Source organism: Fontisphaera persica (assembly GCF_024832785.1).
In the GTDB taxonomy this organism is placed as follows: Bacteria; Verrucomicrobiota; Verrucomicrobiia; order Limisphaerales; family Fontisphaeraceae; genus Fontisphaera; species Fontisphaera persica.
On sequence record NZ_CP116615.1, the window covers coordinates 4,550,556 to 4,571,979 of the forward strand.

Annotated in this window: 16 protein-coding genes; 9 read left to right on the forward strand and 7 right to left on the reverse strand. The window is 63.2% G+C overall.

What is annotated here, in order from left to right; translation table 11 throughout:
* Positions 1-83 precede the first annotated feature (83 nt).
* Positions 84-1,817 carry a single-stranded-DNA-specific exonuclease RecJ gene (gene recJ, locus NXS98_RS17070; protein WP_283846264.1) on the forward strand — a complete coding sequence of 578 codons (1,734 nt, stop codon included), beginning with the start codon at positions 84-86 and terminating at the stop codon, positions 1,815-1,817.
* Positions 1,818-1,824: 7 nt separating this feature from the next.
* On the opposite strand, the gene purM is transcribed toward recJ, so the two are convergent.
* Positions 1,825-2,877 (reverse strand): phosphoribosylformylglycinamidine cyclo-ligase, encoded by a 1,053-nt coding sequence (gene purM, locus NXS98_RS17075; RefSeq protein ID WP_283846265.1) that lies wholly within the window; start codon positions 2,875-2,877, stop codon positions 1,825-1,827.
* Positions 2,878-3,070: 193 nt separating this feature from the next.
* Between purM and NXS98_RS17080 the strand changes: the two genes are divergently transcribed.
* The 5 genes from NXS98_RS17080 to NXS98_RS17100 all read left to right on the forward strand — a co-directional run bounded on the left by NXS98_RS17080 (position 3,071) and on the right by NXS98_RS17100 (position 7,413).
* Positions 3,071-3,811 (forward strand): HK97 family phage prohead protease, encoded by a 741-nt coding sequence (locus NXS98_RS17080; protein WP_283848195.1) that lies wholly within the window; start codon positions 3,071-3,073, stop codon positions 3,809-3,811.
* 51 nt (positions 3,812-3,862) lie between these two features.
* Positions 3,863-5,056: a phage major capsid protein gene (locus NXS98_RS17085; RefSeq protein WP_283846266.1), complete on the forward strand. Its 1,194-nt coding sequence runs from the start codon at positions 3,863-3,865 to the stop codon at positions 5,054-5,056.
* Positions 5,057-5,177: 121 nt separating this feature from the next.
* The gene (locus NXS98_RS17090; protein WP_283846267.1) at positions 5,178-6,128 is read left to right on the forward strand and encodes a hypothetical protein; all 951 of its coding nucleotides are present in this window, start codon (positions 5,178-5,180) and stop codon (positions 6,126-6,128) included.
* A 64-nt stretch (positions 6,129-6,192) separates the two neighbouring features.
* Positions 6,193-6,840, forward strand: a complete 648-nt coding sequence (locus NXS98_RS17095; RefSeq protein WP_283846268.1) for a hypothetical protein — start codon at positions 6,193-6,195, stop codon at positions 6,838-6,840.
* Between the two features lie 87 nt (positions 6,841-6,927).
* Positions 6,928-7,413: a COA_001 N-terminal-type choice-of-anchor domain-containing protein gene (locus tag NXS98_RS17100; protein WP_283846269.1), complete on the forward strand. Its 486-nt coding sequence runs from the start codon at positions 6,928-6,930 to the stop codon at positions 7,411-7,413.
* Between the two features lie 3 nt (positions 7,414-7,416).
* Here the strand turns inward: NXS98_RS17100 and NXS98_RS17105 are convergent, their stop codons facing one another.
* Complete coding sequence (locus NXS98_RS17105; RefSeq protein WP_283846270.1) at positions 7,417-8,907, reverse strand: M16 family metallopeptidase; 1,491 nt, start codon at positions 8,905-8,907, stop codon at positions 7,417-7,419.
* Between the two features lie 24 nt (positions 8,908-8,931).
* The gene (locus tag NXS98_RS17110; protein ID WP_283846272.1) at positions 8,932-10,476 is read right to left on the reverse strand and encodes a M16 family metallopeptidase; all 1,545 of its coding nucleotides are present in this window, start codon (positions 10,474-10,476) and stop codon (positions 8,932-8,934) included.
* A 102-nt stretch (positions 10,477-10,578) separates the two neighbouring features.
* On the opposite strand from NXS98_RS17110, the gene NXS98_RS17115 reads away from it, so the two are divergent.
* Positions 10,579-11,325, forward strand: a complete 747-nt coding sequence (locus NXS98_RS17115) for a hypothetical protein (RefSeq protein WP_283846273.1) — start codon at positions 10,579-10,581, stop codon at positions 11,323-11,325.
* 15 nt (positions 11,326-11,340) lie between these two features.
* Here NXS98_RS17115 and NXS98_RS17120 read toward each other — a convergent pair whose 3' ends face one another.
* Complete coding sequence (locus tag NXS98_RS17120) at positions 11,341-12,606, reverse strand: hypothetical protein (RefSeq protein WP_283846274.1); 1,266 nt, start codon at positions 12,604-12,606, stop codon at positions 11,341-11,343.
* 348 nt (positions 12,607-12,954) lie between these two features.
* Between NXS98_RS17120 and NXS98_RS17125 the strand changes: the two genes are divergently transcribed.
* Positions 12,955-18,999 (forward strand): alpha-2-macroglobulin family protein, encoded by a 6,045-nt coding sequence (locus NXS98_RS17125; protein WP_283846275.1) that lies wholly within the window; start codon positions 12,955-12,957, stop codon positions 18,997-18,999.
* 42 nt (positions 19,000-19,041) lie between these two features.
* Here the strand turns inward: NXS98_RS17125 and NXS98_RS17130 are convergent, their stop codons facing one another.
* The 3 genes from NXS98_RS17130 to NXS98_RS17140 are packed head-to-tail and all read right to left on the reverse strand — an operon-like array spanning position 19,042 to position 21,074.
* On the reverse strand, positions 19,042-20,196 hold the full coding sequence (locus NXS98_RS17130; protein WP_283846276.1) for an iron-containing alcohol dehydrogenase: 1,155 nt from the start codon (positions 20,194-20,196) through the stop codon (positions 19,042-19,044).
* Position 20,197: 1 nt separating this feature from the next.
* Entirely contained in the window at positions 20,198-20,503 is a 306-nt protein-coding gene (locus tag NXS98_RS17135; protein ID WP_283848196.1) for a putative quinol monooxygenase, read from the reverse strand.
* A gap of 28 nt (positions 20,504-20,531) precedes the next feature.
* On the reverse strand, positions 20,532-21,074 hold the full coding sequence (locus NXS98_RS17140) for a DJ-1 family glyoxalase III (protein ID WP_283846277.1): 543 nt from the start codon (positions 21,072-21,074) through the stop codon (positions 20,532-20,534).
* Between the two features lie 203 nt (positions 21,075-21,277).
* Between NXS98_RS17140 and rpmH the strand changes: the two genes are divergently transcribed.
* Entirely contained in the window at positions 21,278-21,415 is a 138-nt protein-coding gene (gene rpmH, locus NXS98_RS17145; protein WP_283846278.1) for a 50S ribosomal protein L34, read from the forward strand.
* The last annotated feature ends 9 nt before the right edge of the window (positions 21,416-21,424 follow it).

The window sequence follows — 21,424 nt, forward strand, 5'->3', positions numbered from 1 at the left end:
AAGCCGGACTGGCGCGGGCGGGCGGATCAGGTATAAGGAAGCGGCATGTGGATTGAATGCTTTGCGGTTGGCATGGGTGGACAATGAAATATCGGTGGAACATCGCGCCGGTGGAGCCGTTGTGGGTGGAGCGCCTCACGCGTGAGCTGGGGGTGCCGCCGCTGCTGGCCCAATGCCTCATCAACCGGGGGCAGGGGGAGCCGGCGCAGGCCGCCCGTTTTCTCAACCCGCGCCTGCGGGATTTGCAGGATCCGCTGCTGATTCCGGGCATGGAGGACGCCCTGCAACGGTTGTGGCGGGCGCGTGAGGAGGGGGAGGTGGTGGTGATTTTTGGGGATTATGACGTGGACGGGGTTTCCGCCACGGCCCTGTTGCAATTGTTTCTCAGCCGCCACGGGTGGGTGGTGCGCACGTATTTGCCCCATCGTTTGGAGGAGGGTTATGGCTTGACCGAGGAAGCGGCGCGCAATTGTCTGGCGCATCATCCCACGCGCCTGTTGCTGGCGGTGGACTGCGGCACCACCGCCGTGGAGACCATTGGCCGGTTGCGGGAGGAGGGGGTGGAGGTCATCGTGCTGGACCACCACCAATGCGCCGCCACACTGCCGCCGGCGGCGGCGTTGGTGAATCCCTGCCGGATTCATCATCCGGACGGGGGCGGCACGGGGGCTGGTTTTACTGAGCTTTGCTCGGTGGGACTGGCCTTCAAACTGGCGCACGCCCTGACCCGGCACGGGCGGCGACTGCATTTGCCGGAATTTATGCACACAGATTTGCGGCCCTACCTGGACCTGGTGGCGCTGGGCACGGTGGCGGACCTGGCGCCGCTGCGGGGGGAAAACCGGATTTTGGTGGCGGCTGGCTTGAAACATCTGGATACCACTCCCCGCGCCGGTTTGCAGGCGCTCAAATCCGTGGCGCAGGTCAAGGAGCCGGTGCGGGTGCGGGACATTGGCTTTCAACTGGGTCCGCGGGTGAATGCCGCCGGGCGGCTGGAATCGGCCGAGGAAGCCCTGCGGCTGTTGCTGGCGGAAAGTTTGGAGGAGGCGGGGCCGCTGGCGGCCAGTTTGGACCGCCGCAATCGGGAGCGGCAGAGCCTGGAGAAGCAGATGATTAGCGCGTTGCTGGAGCAACTGGAGGCGACCTTTCAGCCGGAGCGCGACTATGTGATTGTGGCCGGGCATCCCGATTATCATATCGGGGTGGTGGGGATTGTGGCGGCGCGGGTGCTGCAAACATTTTACCGGCCGACGATTATTGTCGGGGGGGATGGCCCGTGGTTGCGCGGCTCGGGCCGGAGCATTGAAGGGTTTGACCTGGCGGCGGCCTTGCAAGAGTGCCATGAGCTGTTGGAGCGGCACGGCGGCCATAAAATGGCGGCGGGGGTGACGCTGCGCCCGGAGAAGCTGGAGGCTTTGCGCGTTCGTCTGAATGAGATTGCCCGGCGGCAGCTTCGGCCGGAGCAACTCACGCCCCCGTTGCGGCTGGACGCGGAGGTGGCGCTGGCGGAATTGACGCTCGAAAGGGTGGGGGCCCTGGAGCGACTGGCGCCCTTTGGGCAAAACAATCCGCCGGTGCAGCTTTGTGTGCCGCGCCTCAGTAATCAGCGGGCGCCGCTGCGCATGGGGAGCGCGCAGCAACACCTGAAATTGTGGGTCACCGACGGGAATTCAACGCTGGAAGCGGTGTGGTGGAATGGGGCGGGGCAGCACTGGCCGGTGGGGACGTTTGACCTGGCGGTGGCGCCGGTGGTCAATCGTTACAACGGGCAGGCCACCGTGCAACTTACGGTGCTGGACTGGCGGCCGGCCGGTTAAGGGGGCATCAAATCACCCGCGTCACGCCGCGGCCTTTGACGATTTCTCCAATCAGCCAGGCGCGATGGCCATGGCGCTGAATGAAGCGCAGGACGGCATCCGCCTGGCCGGGGGCCACCATGGCGACCATGCCGACGCCCATGTTAAAGACCTGGTACATTTCCTCGTCCGGCACCTTGCCGGCTTCGGCGAGCAGGCGGAAAATGGGCAGGACTTCCCAGGCGCCCTTGCGGATGACGGCATCGCAGTGAGGCGGCAGGACGCGGGGGATGTTGTCCACAAAACCGCCGCCGGTGATGTGGGCAAACGCCTTGATGGCGCGGGGCTGGCCGGGGCGGTTGAATTTTTTGAGGAGGGCCTGCACGACGGGGCCGTAGCTGACGTGCACCTTGAGCAGCTCATCGCCCAGGGTGTTGTCCAGCTCTTTGACGTAACTGGCGGGTTTGAGGCGCAGTTGCTCGAAGAAAATTTTGCGCGCCAGCGAGTAGCCATTGGTATGCAGGCCGCTGGAGGCCAGGCCAATGACGGCATCGCCCGGCTTGACGCCGCGGCCGTCGAGCATGGCGGATTTTTCCACCACGCCGACGATGGTGCCGCTGACGTCGTACTCGCCGGGTTGGTAGAAGCCGGGCATCTGGGCGGTTTCACCACCAATGAGGGCGCAGCGGTTTTGGGCGCAGGCCAAGGCGAAGCCTTTGATGATTTCCGTGAAGACGCGCGGCTCGAGGGAGCCGGTGCCCAGGTAATCGAGGAAAAACAGCGGCTCGGCGCCGAGGACGGCGATGTCATTGACGCAATGATTCACCAGGTCCTGGCCGATGGTATCGTGGCGGTTCATGGCGAAGGCGATTTTGAGCTTGGTGCCCACGCCGTCCACGCTGGAGACCAGCACCGGCTGGCGGTACTTGCGGGTGTCGAGCGCAAACAAGCCGCCAAAGCCGCCCACTTTGCCGAGCACTTCGCGCCGGTGGGTGGCGGCCAGCAATTTGGGCAGGCTGGCTTTGACGCGGTTGCCCAGGTCAATGTCCACCCCCGCTGCCGCATACGCTTTCTGTTTCATGCGGCGGTTATGTTGGGCGAACGCCGCAGCGGGTCAACTTAATTTCCAAGCCAGGGTTTCAGGTTCAGGCCGGCACACGCGGGGGAGAGGGCGGGCGGTTTTCCGGTCTTCGGCGGGGAATGGTTGGGTGGGCGGGGTTTGGCGCTCCCGGAGCAGTCATGACGAGGGGGTGTTGCGGCAGGCTCGCGGCGTGATGAATGCAACTGTCATTCGCGAGGGCAAAACAAACCGGGAAACCTCCCCCGATGGTCTCCCGCAGGACTTCACCGGCCGTCTGGTGACCTTGAGCACCGGACAGGCAGGACTGCGCAGCGCGCTGCCGGTGTGCGCTTCCCCGGCGCCGCCGTCCGGCCCGGGCGCCGCCGGGGACGTGGCGCTGCCGTTGCTGGATTTCATTGCCAGTGACGCCACGCTGGACCGGGCGCAGGAAGTGATTGTTCCGGCGGGGTGGCGGCTGGAAAATTTCCGGCGCAACCCGGTGTTTCAAAACGCGCATCATTACGACAACATCCTTTTCACCCTGGGCCGCGCCACGGACGTGGAGGTGCGCGGTGATCAATTGTGGCTGCGGGTGCAGTTCGCCACCCACATCAATCCGCTGGCCCGCATGGCTTATGAGCTGTACCGCGGCGGTTTCCTGCGCGCCGTGAGTGTGGGGTTTATTCCGTTGCGCTGGGAAAACGGCCATGAGCACACGCCCTGGCGGCGGCGTTTTCTGGAGCAGGAACTGATTGAAGTCAGCGCCGTGCCCGTGCCGGCCAATCCCAACGCGCTTGCCCTGGCCGCCAAGGCCGGCGTGGTCAGCCGCGCCGATGTGTGCGCGCTTCACGAGCTGCTGGAGATGACGTTACGGGAATTGCCGGCCCGTTCCGTTGCCCCGGCGCACTGGGCGCGGCTGGCGCAGGCGACGTCGCGTTTGCTGCGCTCGATGTAAGACGCTTTTGCTGCCCACCTCTGAAACCCAACCTCAACCCCCATCCCTACCATGGAACCAAAACAACTCGACGAACTCACCGCCACGCTGGGCGACATTCACGCCGGCGTCACCCGCGTGCGCGATCATCTCACCACCCACGATCAACAACTGGAGGCGCTGCGGCTGGACCTGGACGCGCTGCGCCGCCGCCAGGCCGAGCGCGCTCCGTCCGCGCCGCCCGCCGGCCGGGTGAGCGACGGCTGCGCGCGGCACCTGGCCGCGGTGGTCATTGCGGGCGCGCTCAAGAGCGGGCGGCTCGACGCGCTGCCGCACGGCCCGCGGGACTCGCTGGCCGGCCTGTGCCGCGAGGTATTGGGCGCGGAATACAAGGCGGCGCTCACCACCAGCGACCTTCCGCTGCCCACGCAGTTTTCCGGGGAAATTGTGGAGCTGGTGGCGCAATACGGCGCGGCGCGGCGCTATGGCACGGTATTTCCGCTGGGGGCGGGCGTGGTGAAGCTGCCGCGCCTGAAAACCGACCCCGTGTTTGGCCTGATTGCCATGAGCGCCAGCGTACCGGAGAAATCGCCGCAAGTGGAGTGGGTGACCTTCTCGGCGTCCAAGTGGGGCGGGCTCATCCGCATTCCGGCGGAAATTGAGGCGGACAGCGCGGTGGCCATTGGCCAGTTCATCGCGCGGTATGCAGCGCGGCAACTGGCGCGCATGGAGGACGTGGTCTTTTTCACCGCCGATGGCACCAGCACCTACGATTCGCTGCAGGGGCTGACCAAATCCACGATTACCAACGGCATGGTCAGCCAGATGGCGGCCACCAAGACCCGTTACTCGGATTCCACGCTGGCGAACTGGCGGGCGTTGCGGGCGGTGCCGGATGCGGCGGTGCTGGGGAGCGGGGCATATTATTGCCATCCCTCCTTCGAGCAGCACCTTGCCAGTTTCAATGCCAGCGGCGACCGGCCCTACAACGCCAATGCCGCCCGCGGGGCCACGCTGGATGGGTTTCCAGTGCGCTGGGTGGACACCTTGCCGCCGTACAGCACAGCGGCCAATGCGGCCAAGGTGTTTGCCCTTTTTGGCGACCTTTCTTACCAATACCTCGCTGTGCGCGGCGGTGTGAACATTTCAGCCAGTGTGGATGCCGCCTTCAGCACGGATGAAATCCTGGTGCGCGCCCTCGAGCGCTTCACCATTGGCCTGATGGCCACCGGCGCGGTGGCGGGCCTGCAAACCGCAGCTTCCTAAGCAAGGTTGGCCTCCCCTCCCCAACCCTGACCCCACCCACCCCACCCCCCCACCCCCGGCCGTCCGTTTTCCCTTCGCGGACGGCCGGGGCTTCCTAAAAACCCTTAATTCCCTACTGCTTATGAATTTCCTGCGCGTCTTTTGTTTTTGGCTTCTTTCCCTGGCTTGCGCCGCGGCGGCAGTGGTTACCGGCAACATCAAGGATACGGCCCTCAACCCCGCCGCCACCAATCTGACTTTCACCCCCCTGTCCACCCCCATTGCGGATGCGCCCACTATCATTTTCAGTGCGGTGCAAACGGTGCCAACCGATGCCAATGGCCAGTTTGCCCTGACTTTGGCGCCGGGGGATTACAAGGTCACCATAGGCGGCAACGCGGCGGATTCCTTCCTCATTTCCGTGCCGCCCGGCGCCGGCACGCATGCCTGGACTGACCTGGTTACCGGCGCGTTGACCTACCGGTATCCGTATTCGCCGGCGTATGTGGACCGGATTATCGCCATTGCCAAAGGCGATTTGTTTACCTTTGACGGCACCAACGTCGTGCGCCTGCCCGCCGGTGGCGGCGGTGATTTTCTGGCGGCGGACTCAGCCACGGCCACGGGTTTGCGCTGGCGTCCGCCCCCGCAGGCGTGGCGGCAGGCGGTCATGGCGGAGATGCCCACCTACACCAACACCAGCGCGGTGATTCCGGTGGACGACACGCCGCCGCTGGCCAGTGAAGGGCTGCAAGTGCTCAGCGCCACGATAACCCCGCAATCGGCCGGTGGTTTTATTCAGGTGCAATTTTCCGGTTTGGTTTATGCCGGCGCCAATGTGATGGTCACCGCGGCGCTTTTTCGCAACAGCGAAACTTCGGCCGTGGCGGCGGTGACGGATTCGTTTACGGTGGGGCAGACCCGGCACGTGACCTTGCTGGCCCGGGTGTCTGCGCAATCCACCAACACCCAGACCTTTGCCATACGCATCGGCCCGGCCTCGGCCACCACCATTTTTTTCAATGGCAATGCCAGTGGGCGTCTTTTCGGCGGCACGGCGGCGCAGCGGTTGATTTTGACGGAAACGGACTGACCGGCCGGTATGGATTGGCCGGTTTTGCTGGGCGAAAGGAATCATCCTCTTCTGGTATCTGGTTATGCTCACCCAACTTCCCACTCTGAAAGCCCGTTTGGGCATTCCCGCGTATGAAATTGGCCACGATGCGTTGCTGGCGGACCTCATTCGCTTTGTCACGGCTCGCTTCGAGCTGGAATGTCACCGCCGTTTTGCGCGGCGCGAAAATGCCTCTTATGATTTTCGGGCCGATGCGCTGGACGTGCGGGTGGACCGCTACCCCATTGAGAGCGTGAGCGGTTTTTTGCTGCGCCGCGCGGGCGGCGGCGACTGGGAAACCTTGGCGGAAATCACCGCGCAAATTTCCGTGGCCGAGGCGGTGATTGAACTGGGCCGGCCCCTGGGGCAGCCCCACGAAAAGGCGCGCGTCATCTACACCGGCGGCTATGTCCTGCCCGGCAATACGCCGGCGGCAGGACAAACGGCCCTGCCAGACGAGCTGGAGCAGGCCGCCATTGAGCAAATCACCTACCTGTTTGAAAACCGGAACCGCCTGGGCCTGGTGAGCGTGGGGGGCGGCAGCGGGGCCATTGATATTTTGCGCGACTTGAACTTGCTGCCGCCTGGCACGTCGCAGACCTCGGGCACCGTGTGGTTCAAATACGCCCAGGTGGACCTCCTGCCCAGCGTGCGCCTCATTCTCCGTCATTACACGCGTCTGTTGTGGTGAGCCGCCCAAAAACGGGTCTGCGAAGCGCGGCTGAAGAGGAACGAATGGCTCCTTGCTTTCGCCGTCGAAGTGTGCTTTGGTAATTCCATGACTCCTCCAACATTGGAGCCGCGCCGGGGCGTGGCAAAATCTCACCTTTGGCTGGCAGTATGGGTGGCGGGGTTGTTCACGGCAGCCGCTCAGACCTCCAAGGTGGACTGGTTCACCATCAGCGCCGGCGGCGGCACGAGCACGGGGGGCGTGTACACCTTGCAGGCGGTCATCGGGCAGCCTGCGGCCAGCCGGTTGAGCGGCGGCCCTTACTCCCTCGAAGCGGGTTTTCTGGCGGCGGTGGGGTTGGTGCAAATTCCCGGGGCGCCCAAGTTGGAGCTGACGCTAACCAACCATCTCGCCCGGGTGGCCTGGCCGCTGCCGGCCGAGGGGTATCGCCTGCAGAAAACCACCACCCTGGAAGGCAATCCCATCCCGTGGGGGCCGGTGAGCGGCGCGTACCAGACCAACAGCACTCACGTCTTTGTGCTGGAGCCGCTGGTGCCTGGCCGCCAGTTTTTCCGGCTGGAAAAAACTCCTTAGCCGTCAGTTCAACGGCAGCGGTTTCATTGTGAGCGGGTCGCGCAGGGGGAGGTCCACCATGGGTCCCCGGGAAAGGTCTTTGAGCGCCACAGGGTGTTGCGGGTGCCCGAGGAGGATGTCCGGCTTGTGACCCACCACCAGAATCACGGCGCGCTCCGGTTTAAGCAGGCGCTGCGCCACCCGTTGCACATCCTCGCGTGTCACGGCGGCCACCCGGGCGCGGTATTTTTCAAACCAGTCCGGGTCCGTGAAATAGCGGCCGGTTAACTCTTCGTCCGCGAGGGCGGACACGATTTGCGCCTTGGTGGCGAACTGGCGCGGGAAAGTGTCAATGAAGGCGCGTTTGGCGGTCTCCAATTCCTGCTCACTCACCGGTTCGGTGGTGATGCGCCGCATTTCCTCCAACACAATGCTGGTGGCATAGGCCACGGTGCGGGACTTGGTCTGGAAACCGGCTTGAAACAGGCCGCGGTAATACACCCCCGGGCTGAGGCGCGTGCCGGCGGAGTAGGCCAGCCCTTCGTCGCTGCGCACGCGGTTCATGATGCGCGAGGTGAAGCCGCCGCCGCCCAGAATGTGATTCATGACCTGGGAGGCAATTAAATCGGGGTCCCCGCGCCGCACGCCGGGGAGGAGGATTTGCACGCGCCCTTGATTGACGTCCTTCTCGGTGAGGTAGATGCCCGGCTCGGCCATGCGGTATTCCGCTGGCGGCGGGGGGGCCTTGTCGCCCTGGTGCGGCCAGCCGGCCAGCAGGGTCTCCAGTTTCTTTTTCATTTCCTCGCGGTCAAAATCGCCGCTCACGGCCAGGATGAAATTGGCGGGATGCACCCAGCGCTGGTGAAACGCCAGCAAATCCTCGCGGGTGATGGAGGCCAGCGAGGCCTCGGTCATGTGCCAGTTGAGGAAGAAATCCTCGCCGTAGGCGAGGAAGCTGGACTGATAGCTTTCAATGGTGGCGGACTCATCGTTGCGTTCTTTGAGGCTTTGGAGGAGCTGCTGTTTGCGGAGGGCCAGTTTGTCCTCCTGAAAGCGCGGGGTGGCTAGTACCTCGCGCAACAGGCGCAGGCCCTCGTCCACATCCTTGCTGAGGAGGTTCAGGCTGACGCTGCCCCGGACGTCGCCGAGGCTGGAATTGAGGTTGGCTGCCAGAAAGGCGAGGCGCTCTTCCAGGTCTTCGGCGCGGCGTTGGGTGGTGCCGCCCCGCGCCAGGAGGTAACCGGTCAGGTCGGCCAGTCCGGCTTTGCCTGCCGGCTCGAGGTAACTGCCGCCGCGCAGCAGCACCACGATGTTCACCAGGGGCAGGGCGCGGTCCGGGGCCAGGTAGGCCACCGTCCCCTGGCTCAGCACCACGCGGTAATCCGCCGCCTTGGGCGGCTCATATTGCAACGGCGGGAATTGCAATTTCTCCGGGCGGTCCGGAATGGCGTCGGCCGCTCCCAACGGCCCGACGGCCAGCGCCATGAGCAAAACGGCCAGGTATCTTCGCATCATAAATCTCCTTTGCTTGGCTGCGCCTTATTTAGGGACGGCAGCGGTGGCCGGTGCAGGGGTGCCCGCCTTGCGGTGGTACAATGCCACTGTGCGATTTTCGCGAGTGAGGTATTTCCGGGCAACGCGCTGCACGTCGGCGGCGGTGACGGCCTGGATTTTGGCGCCGGCCTCGTTGATTTCCCGCCAGTCGCCCAGGCCGTCATTAAAAATCAACTGAAACAAAATCGCGGTGTTGGAGGTCAGCTTGCGATACTCCGCCGCAGCGAAATTGTTTTTGACCTTTTGCAATTCCTCGGCGGGCACTTCCTGTTTTTTGAGTTCTTCGAGCACCTCGTAAATGGCCTGTTCCAGCTCGGCCGGCGTGCGCGGCTCGCGCACTTCGGCGCTGATGCCGAAGAGGCCTCCCCATTTCATGGAGTCCTGCGAGGCATAGGCGCTGGTGGCGAGCTGGCGGTCGAGGACGAGGCGCTTGTAGAGCCGTCCGGTGCGGCCGTTGAGCACCTGGGCGAGCACCTGGAGGGCGTAGCCGTCGCGGTGTTGGAAGGGGACACTCTGCCAGACCACATCCACCCGCGGGTTGGTATCGGCCTCGGCCAGCATCCGCTGCTCGGCGGGCTGGGGCGGCTCAAGGGTGATGACTTCCGGGGCGGCCTGGGACCCGCGGGGAATGCGGCCGAAGTAGCGCTCGGCCAGGGCCACGGCGGTGTCGGGTTGAAAGTCGCCCACGAGGATGGCGGTGAGATTTTGGGGCGCGTAATAAGTGGCATAGAAAGCGTCGGCTTCCGCCTTGGAAATGGAGGCGACATCGGAGGGCCAGCCAATGATGGGCCAGTGGTAGGGATGCGCCTTCCAGACCATGGACTCGAAGGCTTCTTCAAACTTGCCCAGCGGGGTGGCCTCGACGCGCAGGCGGCGCTCCTCGTACACCACGTCCCGTTCGGCGTAGAACTCGCGGAAGACGGGGCGGTAGAGCCGTTCGGATTCCATCCACATCCACAACTCGAGCTTGTTGGCGGGGACGGTGATGAAGTAGGCGGTCAAGTCCTTGCTGGTGAAGGCATTCATGCCGGAGCCGCCCTGGGCGGTGTAAATGCGGTCAAACTCGTTTTTGACCAGCAGCTCGCGCTGCTGGCGGATCAGCTCCTGGAAGCGCTGGTTCAGCTCCCGCCAGCGCGGGGTTTGGTGCTCTGGTTTCTGCCAGTCGTCAATTTCTCCCCGGCGGTAGGCGGCGCGGACCTTGGCTTCCTCCACGCGCATGGCTTCGCGCACGCGGTCCTGCTCGGCCATGATTTGCCGGTCTTTTTCGGCGTCTTTGGTGCCGATGGTGGGCGTGCCTTTGAACATCATGTGCTCGAAGAGATGGGCGATGCCGGTGATGCCGGGGCGCTCGTTGGCGCTGCCCACGTGGGCCACCCAGCCGCCGGCAATGGTGGGTTCGTCATGCCTTGGCACCATGAGCAGGCGCAGGCCGTTGCTGAGGCTTTTTTCAATGACCGGCACTTGTTGCGCGGCTGTCGGCCCCACGCAGAGCAGGGCCATGAGCAACCCGAAAAGGCGTGCAGATTGCATAACCATTGCCCGCAATATAGACGCGGGGTGGAGAAGTGACAATGACCAATGACCCCTCCGTTCCGCCTTGTTTTACGCCGGGTAATCCGGCAGGGTAGCGGCATGATCACGCCGGTCTGTCAAAAATGCCGCAAGACCATCCCTGCCGAGGACGTGAATGTGGCGCAGGATGTGGCTTTCTGCCGCTGGTGCAATGTGGCCTATGTGCTGTCGGAATTGACCCACGAGGCCGAGGCCTCGCCGGCGGTGGATGTGAGCCGTCCGCCGGAGGGCGCCTCGGTGCGGAATGATGGGGTATGGCGGGTCATCCGCGCCACGCATCGCTCGTGGGGCAGCGCGGCCGGGTTGTTGTTTTTCTGTCTGTTCTGGAATGGCATTGTCTCGGTGTTTGTGCTGCTGGCGCTGGCCTCGACGCTGATGCATCTGGGGGTTACGCTGCCGGAGTGGTTTCCGGCCATGGACATGAAAAAGAATAGCATGCCGCTGGGCATGACGATTTTTCTGTGGATTTTTCTCACGCCCTTCATCCTGGTGGGGCTGGGCATGTTTTTTGCGTTTCTCAGCAGCCTGATGGGGCATACGGAAGTGCGCTTGCGCTCCTCCGAGGGGGTCATTTACAGCGGCATAGGCCCCTTCAAATGGCCCCGGCGTTTTGTGCCGGCGGAGGTGAAGAAAGTGCGTCTGGCCGAGGAGTTCAGCACAAGTGCCAAGGGCCACACCCGCAGCAGCAAAACCATTGTGCTGGAGCTGGAGAATGGGAGAACCATCAAATTTGGCAGCGCGTTGAATGATGCCCGCCGGGCCTTCATGGTGGCGGCGCTGCGGCAGGAATTGGCAAACCGCCTTTGATGGCTGCCGCGGAGCCTAGTAGGGTTGCAACCGGCGGTAGGCCGTCATTTGCAAGGGGGTTTCGGAGGGGTAATGAAGGAGCATGTCCGGCAGCCGCATCAACACCCACGGCTGATAGACATCGGCGCCGTTTTTGGTGAAGACGATGTCATCGGCAATATAAACGCACATGTGCACCGCCCGCGAAACCGGACCGGGCTCAAAGAGCAGAATGACATCGCCAAACCGGCTGGGTTTGTCCACGCGCTCATATTCGGTGGCCAGGCAGGCCTGAATGTATTGGGAGTCCAGAAAGCGGTGGTCCGGGGTTTCCCGTCCAAAATTCATGCTGGTCCAGAAACAATCCGGCGCGCGGACCATAAAGCGGTTGGTGGGATGGGGATAGGTATAAAGCAGCGACTGGGCCAGCGGCGGAAAGAAATAGGAGACGTTGATGCTGGCCCCGCCCGGCGCGCGCGCCATGCTTTCCAACAAGGGCTTGAGGTTGCGGTTGCGCCGGGGGGAGCCCCAGTAATCAAGCAGTGGCCCCACCTCGGCACGCTCCGGCACGCGCAAAGTCACCAGCAGAGTGGGCACGCGGGAGAGGGCGCGCGCCAGGGCATTGACTTCGTTGGTCGGGAGGGTCAGGCGGAAGTAATGGGCGTCATAGAAGCAAAGGCGGTTGTTTTGCACGCACATCATGCGGCGAATGGCCGCCAGGGTTTCCGCGCTCAACCCGCTGCGGGAAAACCATTCGTCAAAGCCGTCCGGGCGGTACACAAAGGGGTAGCGCTGGGTGAGATTTTCCGGATGCCGGGCCAGTTCGGCGTAGAGACGCATGCGCAACTCCGGCGTCAAATCCCGCACCAGCTCCAAGGGCGGTTGAATGACGACGGTCTGCCCCCCCACCTGCCAATGATTGGTGTCCAGCAGACGGGCCAGCAGTTCCGGCGGCGGATTCAAGGCGCGAATAAACTCCTCCAGTTGGGCGGCATTGAATCCGGAAAAATGCCAGCGCACGGGCGGCAGGACGATTTTGTCTTCGTGGAAATATTCCTCCGGCCGTTCAATCACAATGGGCGTGACTTCCAACTTCCCCCAGGGTTGTTCGGCGGTGACTGCCGCAGCGGATGGCCCGGAGGGAGAAACCGGCCGGATTTTTTGCCGGTTGGCCAGCGAATTCCACAAAACGGCCACCCCAATGCCCAACGCCAGAAAAACCCCGTTCCACGGGCTTAAACGCCAGCGCCCGGACGACTTGCGAGCCGTCCTGGATTGCGCTGCTCTACCCTTGAGCTTCATGCCAACGCCGTCATATACAACAAAAGACGAGGGTGTATGCCTGAGAGGTTACGTGGGGGTAAGGAGAATTATATACCGCTGAATAAGAAGCTATTATTGTGTTTATCAGTTTGATAAAAAATAAAGACATGGACTCAAGCGGGGTGGGTTTGGCCGGTAAAAATGAAGACAGGCGTTCATGGTTTCATCTGGACCATGTCCTATCAGGACTGCTTGCCCACACACCAGGCCGGCGCTGGCGGTGGCGGGCGTATTCTGTCACGGGTTTATATCTGAGGGCGCTGAATGAATGGTGGAGCATCATTCAGGTTTTGCCGTCCAAAACAGAGAATGGTACATATTGACGTTATGCGCACCTGGCTCATCCTTTTGGGGACGGTTTTAGCCGTTCAACTTCAACTGCAGGCGGGCGTGCGGGATGCCCAATGGAAGAAAGTGGACGAGGCCATCAACCAGGGCCTGCCCAAATCGGCCATTGAGGCGCTTGAGCCTATCATTCAAGGGGCGACCAAAGACAAGGCGTGGGGGGAGGTGGCCAAGGCGGTGTGCCGGAAGATTGTGCTGGAGGCCAACATCCAGGGCAACAAACCGGAAGAGAAAATCACGCGGCTGCAGGCAGAAATCGCCAAAGCCCCCGGGGAGTTGAAACCGGTGTATCATGCCATTCAAGCCACCTGGTACTGGCATTATTTCATCCAAAACCGCTGGCGTTTCGTACAACGGACGGCCACTGCCGCCGAGCCGGGCAAGGATTTCACCACGTGGGATTTGCCACGGTTGTTTGCGGAAATTGACAAGGAATTCACCGCGGCGCTGGCGGCGGCGGACGTTCTCAAGAAGATGCCGGTGTCCCAATTTGATGATTTGCTAATCAAAGGCTCGATACCCGACAAGTACCGGCCCACGATGTACGATTTTCTGGCGCACGAGGCCCTGCAATTTTACACGTCCGGGGAGCAGGCGGCGGCCAAGCCGCAGGATGCTTTTGAAGTACCAGCCACCAGTCCCATTTTGGATGGGCTGGCGGCTTTTCTGGCCTGGAAGCCGGAGACCACCGACACCGAATCGCCCAAGTTGAAGGCCATTCGCCTGTACCAGGACTTGTTGCGGTTTCATCAACCGGACAGTGACCCAACGGCGTTGTTGGATGTGGATTTGGCGCGGTTGCATTACGGATACAACACGGCGTTTGGGGATGAAAAGCGGGCGCGCTACAAGGCGGCGTTGAAGGCTTTTGTGGACCAGTGGACCGACCACGAGCTGGCGGCCATGGCGTTGCATCACTGGGCGTTGGTGGTGCGGGAGGAAGGGGATTGGGTGGAGGCCCACCGGCTGGCGTCGCGCGGCGCCAAGGTGTATCCCAAAAGCGCCGGCGGCCTGATGTGCCGGAATCTGGTGCGCGAGATTGAGAGCCGCGAACTGAGCCTGAACACCGAGCGGGTATGGAATGCGCCCTGGCCGAAAATCCGCGTGCAGTACCGGAATATCGCGGAAGTGCATTTCCGGCTGGTGGCGTGGGACTGGGACGCGACCTTCCAGAAACGGGGCCGCCGTCCGGAGTGGCTGGATGATGCCGGGCGCAAGGAAGTGCTGAAGCGCGCTCCTGCGCATGCCTGGTCGGCCAAACTGCCCCCCACCACGGATTATCAGGGACGGGTGGAAAGCCTGGCGGCGCCGGAAAATCTGAAGCCTGGTTTTTACTATTTGCTGGCGAGCGCGAAGGCGGATTTCTCCGACCAGGATAACGTGGTTCATTTCACCGACATTTGGGTGAGCGATTTGGCGCTGGTGCCGCGCACGTTCAACGGGATGGTGCAGGGTTTTGTGCTTGAAGCCCTGACCGGCGAGCCGGTGGCCAATGCCGAGGTGCGGAGCTGGCATTGGGATAATCAGGGCAATCGGGTGGCCAACGCGCCGGTGCGCACGGATGAAAACGGTTTCTTTGTGCTGGATGTGCCGTCCCAGCGGGGTTACCTGCTGCACGTGCGGCATCAGGGCCGGGAGCTGGCGTCGCAAAACGAGTACTGGGCGTCGCCTCCGGTGCGCCGGCGGCCGGCGTCGCAAACCTTGTTCTTCACCGACCGGGCGCTGTACCGCCCCGGGCAGACCATTTCGTTCAAGGGCATCTGTCTGCAGGTGGACCAGGAACAGGACAAGTATGAGCTGCTGCCGGGGCAGAAGTTGACGGTGGTTTTTGCGGACCCCAACGGCAAGGAAATTGAGCGCCGCGAGGTGCGGGCCAATGATTTTGGCAGTTTCAGCGGCAGCTTCACCGCGCCGCGGGACCGGGTGACGGGGCGCATGCGTATTTTTGTGCAGGGCGGTCCCAATGGCAGCGCCAGCGTCAGCGTGGAGGAATACAAACGCCCGAAATTCCAGGTGAGCCTCGACGCGCCCAAAACGGCGGCGCGGTTGAATGACCGGGTGGAGCTGGGGGGCAAGGCGGAGAGTTACACGGGCGCGGCGGTGGACAATGCGCTGGTGAAGTACCGGGTGGTGCGCGAGGTGCGGTACCCGATTTGGTGGCGCTGGTATTATTGGTGGAATCCCGATCCGTCATCGGGGGCGCAGGAAATTGCGCACGGCAGCACTCGCACAGGCACGGATGGGACATTCAAGGTGGAGTTTGTGGCCAAGCCCGACCTTTCCATTTCGCCGACCAACGAGCCAACCTTCCACTACACCGTTTACGCCGATGTGACTGACAACACCGGCGAGACGCGCTCGGCACAACGGGCGGTGATGGTGGGGTACACCGCGTTGCAAGCCAGTTTGTCGGCCGAGGAATGGCTGACTGGCGAAAAACCGGTGGCGATTGCGCTTTACACCACCACGCTGGACGGCGAGGGGCAGGCGGCGGAAGGTTCGCTCAAGATTTATCAACTGGAGCAGCCGGCCACCGTCATACGGCCGGAGCTGGCGCCCCAGTATTATCCGCGCCAGCGCGGCGGCGGGCTCGAGGGCGGGGCGGACAAGCCCGGGCCGACGGCGGACCCCAACACGTGGCCGTTGGGCAAAGTGGTGGCCGAGCGCGGGCTGACCACTTCCACCAACGGCCGGCAGACGGCCAGCTTCAATCTGGGGCCGGGGGTGTACCGGGCGATTTTCGAGACGCAGGACCGTTTTGGGAAACCGGTGAAAGCGATGCTGCCGTTGCGGGTGCTGGAGCCCGCGGCGGAGAAACTGAATCTCAAAATCCCCAGCCTGCTGGCCGCCCCGAAATGGCAATGCGAGCCGGGGGAGGAGTTCATGGCGTTGTGGGGCACCGGCTATGACACGGGCCGCGCGTACATTGAAATCGAGCATCGCGGTAAAATGATTCAGAAGTACTGGACCCGTCCGGGCCGGACGCAGGAACAAATCAAGCAGGCGGTCAACGAATCCATGCGCGGGGGGTTCACGCTGCACGTCACCCAGGTGCGCGAGAATCGCGCTTATCTGGAAAGCCGGTGGGTGGAGGTGCCCTGGAGCAACAAGCAGCTTGGGGTGAAATGGGAGCGGCTGGTTTCCAAACTTATGCCCGGCCAGAAAGAGACGTGGAGCCTGGTGGTCACCGGCCCCAATGCCCAGAAGGCGGCTGCCGAGATGGTGGCCGCGCTCTATGATGAATCGCTGGATGCCTACCTCAAACACAACTGGATGCGGCGCTTTAATGTGTTCCGCACGGATCACTCGCAGTTGAGCCGGCAGTTTGAAAACACGCTCAAACATCTCAATCATCTCTACGGCGGCTGGCGCGAGGAGTATGTGGGCGTGGACTGGCGATACCGTTCTTTCCCCCCTGACCTGACCCAGAATCTTTGGGGCTATCAATACTTCTTCGGCGGTCGCGGCGGGCGCGCCGTCATGGCCCGCCGGGGCGTGGAGATGGAAATGGCCGATGCCGCGCCCATGGCCGCCATGGCCGCCCCGGCCCCGCCGGCGCCCGGCATGGCCGGTGAAAACGCGGCCCTCCGCCAGACGGGTGCTCCCATGGACATGGCCAAGGCCGAAAAGCAAAGTGACCGCGGCCTGTCCGAGGAACGCAAGAGCGCCGGGCGTGACGAGGGCGGCGGTGCGGCGCCGGATTTGAGCAAGGTCAGCCCGCGCAAAAACCTGAATGAAACGGCGTTTTTCTTTCCGCAACTCATCGCGGACAAGGACGGGGTGGTGCGGCTGGAGTTCACCATGCCGGAGGCACTGACGACGTGGCGCTTTCTGGGGTTTGCGCACGACAAGGAGCTGCGCTCCGGATTCATTGAGGACAAGGTGGTGACCGCCAAAGATTTGATGGTGCAACCCAACCCGCCACGCTTTTTGCGAGAGGGCGACACGCTGGAGTTCACCGTAAAAATCTCGAATCAATCCACCGAGCGCCAGACGGGCAAGGTGGTGCTGAGCTTCCGCGAAGCCGCCACCGACCAGCCGGCGGACAAGAAACTGGGCAACACGCGCAATGAGGTGGCCTTTGACATTCCGCCCAAGGAATCGCGCACGTATGCCTGGCGCCTGAGCGTGCCTGATGGTCTGGGTTTCCTGATTTACAAGGCGGTGGCTTCCACGGGCAAACTGGCCGACGGCGAAGAAGGGCATCTGCCGGTGTTATCGCGGCGCATTTATGTGACGGAGTCGCTGCCGCTGCCCATTCGCGGGCCGGGGACAAAGAAGTTTGAGTTCACCAAGCTGGTGAAGAACCGCTCGGGCACACTGCAGCATCAGGGGTTCACCGTGCAAATGGTTTCGCAGCCGGCGTGGTATGCCGTCATGGCGCTGCCGTATCTGATGGAGTATCCGTATGAATGCTCCGAGCAAATCTTCAACCGCTATTACGCGAACACGCTGGCGCGGCACATTGCCAACAGCGACCCCAAAATCCGCCGCATCTTTGACCAGTGGAAAAACACGCCGGCACTGGACAGCCCGCTGGAGAAAAACCTGGAGCTGAAGTCGGTGCTGCTGGAGGAAACGCCGTGGTACCGGGATGCTCAGAATGAGAGCCAGGCGCGCCGGAATGTGGGCATATTGTTTGATGACAACCGCCTGAACTATGAGCTCAATCGCGCCCTGCAAAAGCTGGGGGAGATGCAGATGAATGACGGCCGCTGGCCGTGGTTTCCCGGCGGGCCGGGGGATGATTACATCACCCTGTACATCGTGACGGGCTTTGGGCGGTTGCGGCATCTGGGCTGCGACCTCAAGGTGGACCCCGCGCTGAAGGCGCTCGGCCGCCTGGACGAGTGGATGGACGAACGGCACCGGGAAATCCTGCGGGTCATGAAGAATCCGGATGCATACGTGCCCAGCGCGCTGGATGCGTTGTACCTCTATGGCCGGAGCTTTTTCCTGAAAGACAAAGCCGTGGCCAAGGAGCATCAGGATGCGGTGCAATTTTTCCTGAAGCAGTCGCGCAATCACTGGCTTAAGCTGGCCAACCGCCAGAGCCAGGCGCACCTGGCGATTGCCATGAAACGGTGGGGCGGAGCGGAGAATGGCGATACGGCGCTGGCCATCATGCGGTCCATCAAGGAGCGGTCGGTGTCCAACGAGGAGATGGGGATGTTCTGGCGTGATTTGGAGCTGTCGTGGTGGTGGTTCCACGCGCCGATTGAGACGCAGGCGATGATGATTGAGGCCTTTGACGAAGTGATGAATGACGCCCGGGCGGTGGAAGATTGCAAGGTCTGGCTGCTGAAGCAGAAACAAACTCAGAACTGGAAGACCACCAAGGCCACCGCCGATGCGGTGTATGGTTTGCTGCTGCGCGGCAACAACCTGCTGTCCAGCGATGCGCTGGTGGAGGTGAGCGTGGGCGGACTGGCGATTAAACCGGAGAAGGTCGAGGCCGGGACGGGCTTCTACGAAAAACGCTTCAGCGGCGCCGAGGTGAAGGCCAAAATGGGGCAGATTACGGTGAAGAAAACCGACCCGGGCGTGTCGTGGGGCAGCGTGCACTGGCAATATCTGGAGGACATGAGCAAGGTCACGCCTTACGAGGGCACGCCGCTCAAACTGAAGAAGACGCTGTATGTGAAGACGCACACCAAAAAAGGCCCGGTGTTGGAGCCGGTCAAAGGCCCCATCAACGTGGGGGATGAACTGGTGGTGCGGATTGAATTGCGCGTGGACCGGGACATGGAATACGTGCATTTGAAGGACCAGCGGGGGAGCGGGGTGGAGCCGGTGAACGTGCTTTCGCGCTATCGCTATCAGGATGGCCTGGGGTACTACGAGAGCACGCGGGACACGGCGAGCCATTTCTTCATCAGCTACCTGCCCAAGGGCGTGTACGTGTTTGAATACTCCACGCGCGTGCAGCATCGGGGCACTTATCAAACCGGCATGGCGTCCATCCAGTGCATGTACGCGCCGGAGTTCAACAGCCACTCGGAGAGTTTTAATCTGGTGGTGAAGTAGAATCCCGCGGAAGAAAGAGTGGGGCGCCGGCCGCCCGCGGCTTCACCAGGCCGCCTCGAGGATGGTCAGGAGCTCCGCGTGGGTCAGGGGCAGGGGGTTGGCCTTCATGCTGCTGGCTTGCGCGGCTTTTTGCGCCAGCTCCGTAAAGTGGGCGGGAGCCACGCCATAAGCGCGGAGCGGCGGAATCCCCAAATCCCGGCACAAGTCTGCCACCCAGCGGATGCCATCCTCGGCCGAGGCGGCGGGGTTTTGGGTGAGGAGGCGGGCAATGCGCTGGTAGCGCTCGCGCAAGGGGCTGTGCGGCACGCGGGCGTCCGCCGCCTGTAAATTCACGCGCATCACCGGGGCCAGCAAGGCGGCGCAGACGGCACCATGGGGGGCGGTGAAGCTGCCGCCCAGCGGGGCGGCAAAACCGTGGACGGCGCCCAGCCCCGCATTGGCCAGGGCCAGGCCGCTGAAGAGACTGGCGAGGGCCATGTCTTCGCGGGCGTCCAAGTCGGCACCGTGGGCGAAGGCCCGGCGGAGGGCGCGGCCTGCGCGTTTGAGTCCTTCCTCGCACAAGGCATCCACCAGGGGATTGGCGCGGCAGGAGACGTAAGGTTCGATGAGCTGGGTGAGGGCGTCCATGCCGGTGGTGGCGGTGAGCGCTGGCGGCAGGTTGCGGGTCAGCTCTGGGTCCACAAACGCGGCGCGGGCCAGCAGGAGGGGGCTGCGGAGGCTGACTTTGACGCGGTGGGCCGGGGAAGCGAGGACGGCGTTGCGGGTGACTTCCGTGCCGGTGCCGGCGGTGGTGGGGATGGCCAGGAAAGGGGCGGGCGGCGTGGTCAGCGGCTGGCCCCGGCCAATGACTTCCAGATAATCGAGCAACTCGCCGGTGTTGGTCATCATGGCGGCGATGGCCTTGCCGGCATCCAGGGCGCTGCCGCCGCCAAAACTCAGCACCAAGTCGGCCCCCGCCTGGCGCGCGAGGGCCGCGCCCTGGCGGACGTGCTCGACGGTCGGCTCGCCGGCCACTGGGAAGCAGGTGGTCTGGACCCCTGCGGCCTGCAGCCATTGCTGGAGAGGTTGGGCGCGTTCCGGGTGGGCGCCGGTCACAATCAGGGCGTGGCGGCCCAGGGATTGGGCCAGCGTGGCGGCTTCGCGGGCGCATCCCCGGCCGAACACGATGCGCCCTGCGGTGGCAAATTCAAAGCGCATGTCACCAGCCGGCGTCGGCGGGGAAAAGGTTGGTGTACTTCACGCTGGAGCGCGGCACGGCCATCATGGGAGCGACGGCATCACGCCAGGCGGCGTAGTGGGCGGTCTCCTTGTGGGCGGCGGGGGCCTCGGCGGTGCGGTACACTTCCACCAGCACAAAGCGGGTGGGGTCATCGGCCTGTTGCACCACATCAAACCGGGCAATGCCGGGTTCCTGGACACTGGCCCTGGCGTTGGCCAGGGTGGCTTCCTTGAAGGCTTCCACGCACTCAGGTTTGACCTGCACGTGGACGTGAACGACGAGCATGCTCATGCGCGGGGCTGCGGGCAGAGGGTTAACACATAATGGCTTTGGCCACCTCCTGGGCGGCGGCATCGCCGGCCAGTTGGCGGACCAGTTCCAAACCAAATTCCAGCGCGGTGCCGGCGCCGCGCGAGGTGATGAGGGGCCCGTCCACCACCACTTTTTCATGGGCCAGCGCTTGGGGCAGCTCGGAGTGGACGGAAAAATGGGCGGTGAAACGGCGGCCCTGAAGCAGGCCGGCATCGGCGAGGACGGTAGGGGCGGCGCAAATGGCTGCCACGGGTTTGCCGGCCTGGACAAACTGCTGCGCCAACTGGGCGGGGCGGCCATCGGCGCGCAGGCCTTTGACGCCCGGCCCGCCGGGGATGAACAACAAATCAAACGGCTGGCCGGCCACTTCGGCCAACGGGGCATCGGCGCGGACGGTGATGTGGCAGCGGCCGGTGACCCACGGTTCGCCGGTGAGGGAGGCCATCACCACCTCGATGCCGGCGCGGCGCAGCAAGTCCACCGGGGTCAACGTTTCGATTTCCTCGAACCCCGGTCCCAGCAGGCATAAGACGCGTTTGGACATGGCAGGGCGTAGCATAGCGAAACCTGGGCGGCTGGCAATGGCGCAGCGGGCGGGTGTTGGGCATATTTCTTTTTCCCTGTCTTGACATGAGAATCTTCATTGTTAGGCTCGCCGGCTCCATGTTATAGTATGGGCTTGCGGCGCGGGCGCCGTCCGGCATCGGCGGGAAAGGCGGGGCGTCGCAGGCAAGGCAAAGAATAATTATGAAACGGACTCTTCAACCGTCGAAAATACGCCGGAAGCGGCAGCATGGTTTTCTGGCCCGCAATTCTTCCAAGAGCGGGCGCAAGGTATTGGCCAACCGCCGCCGGGTGGGGCGCAAGCGTTTGACGCCGGTATAAGCCCCGGAG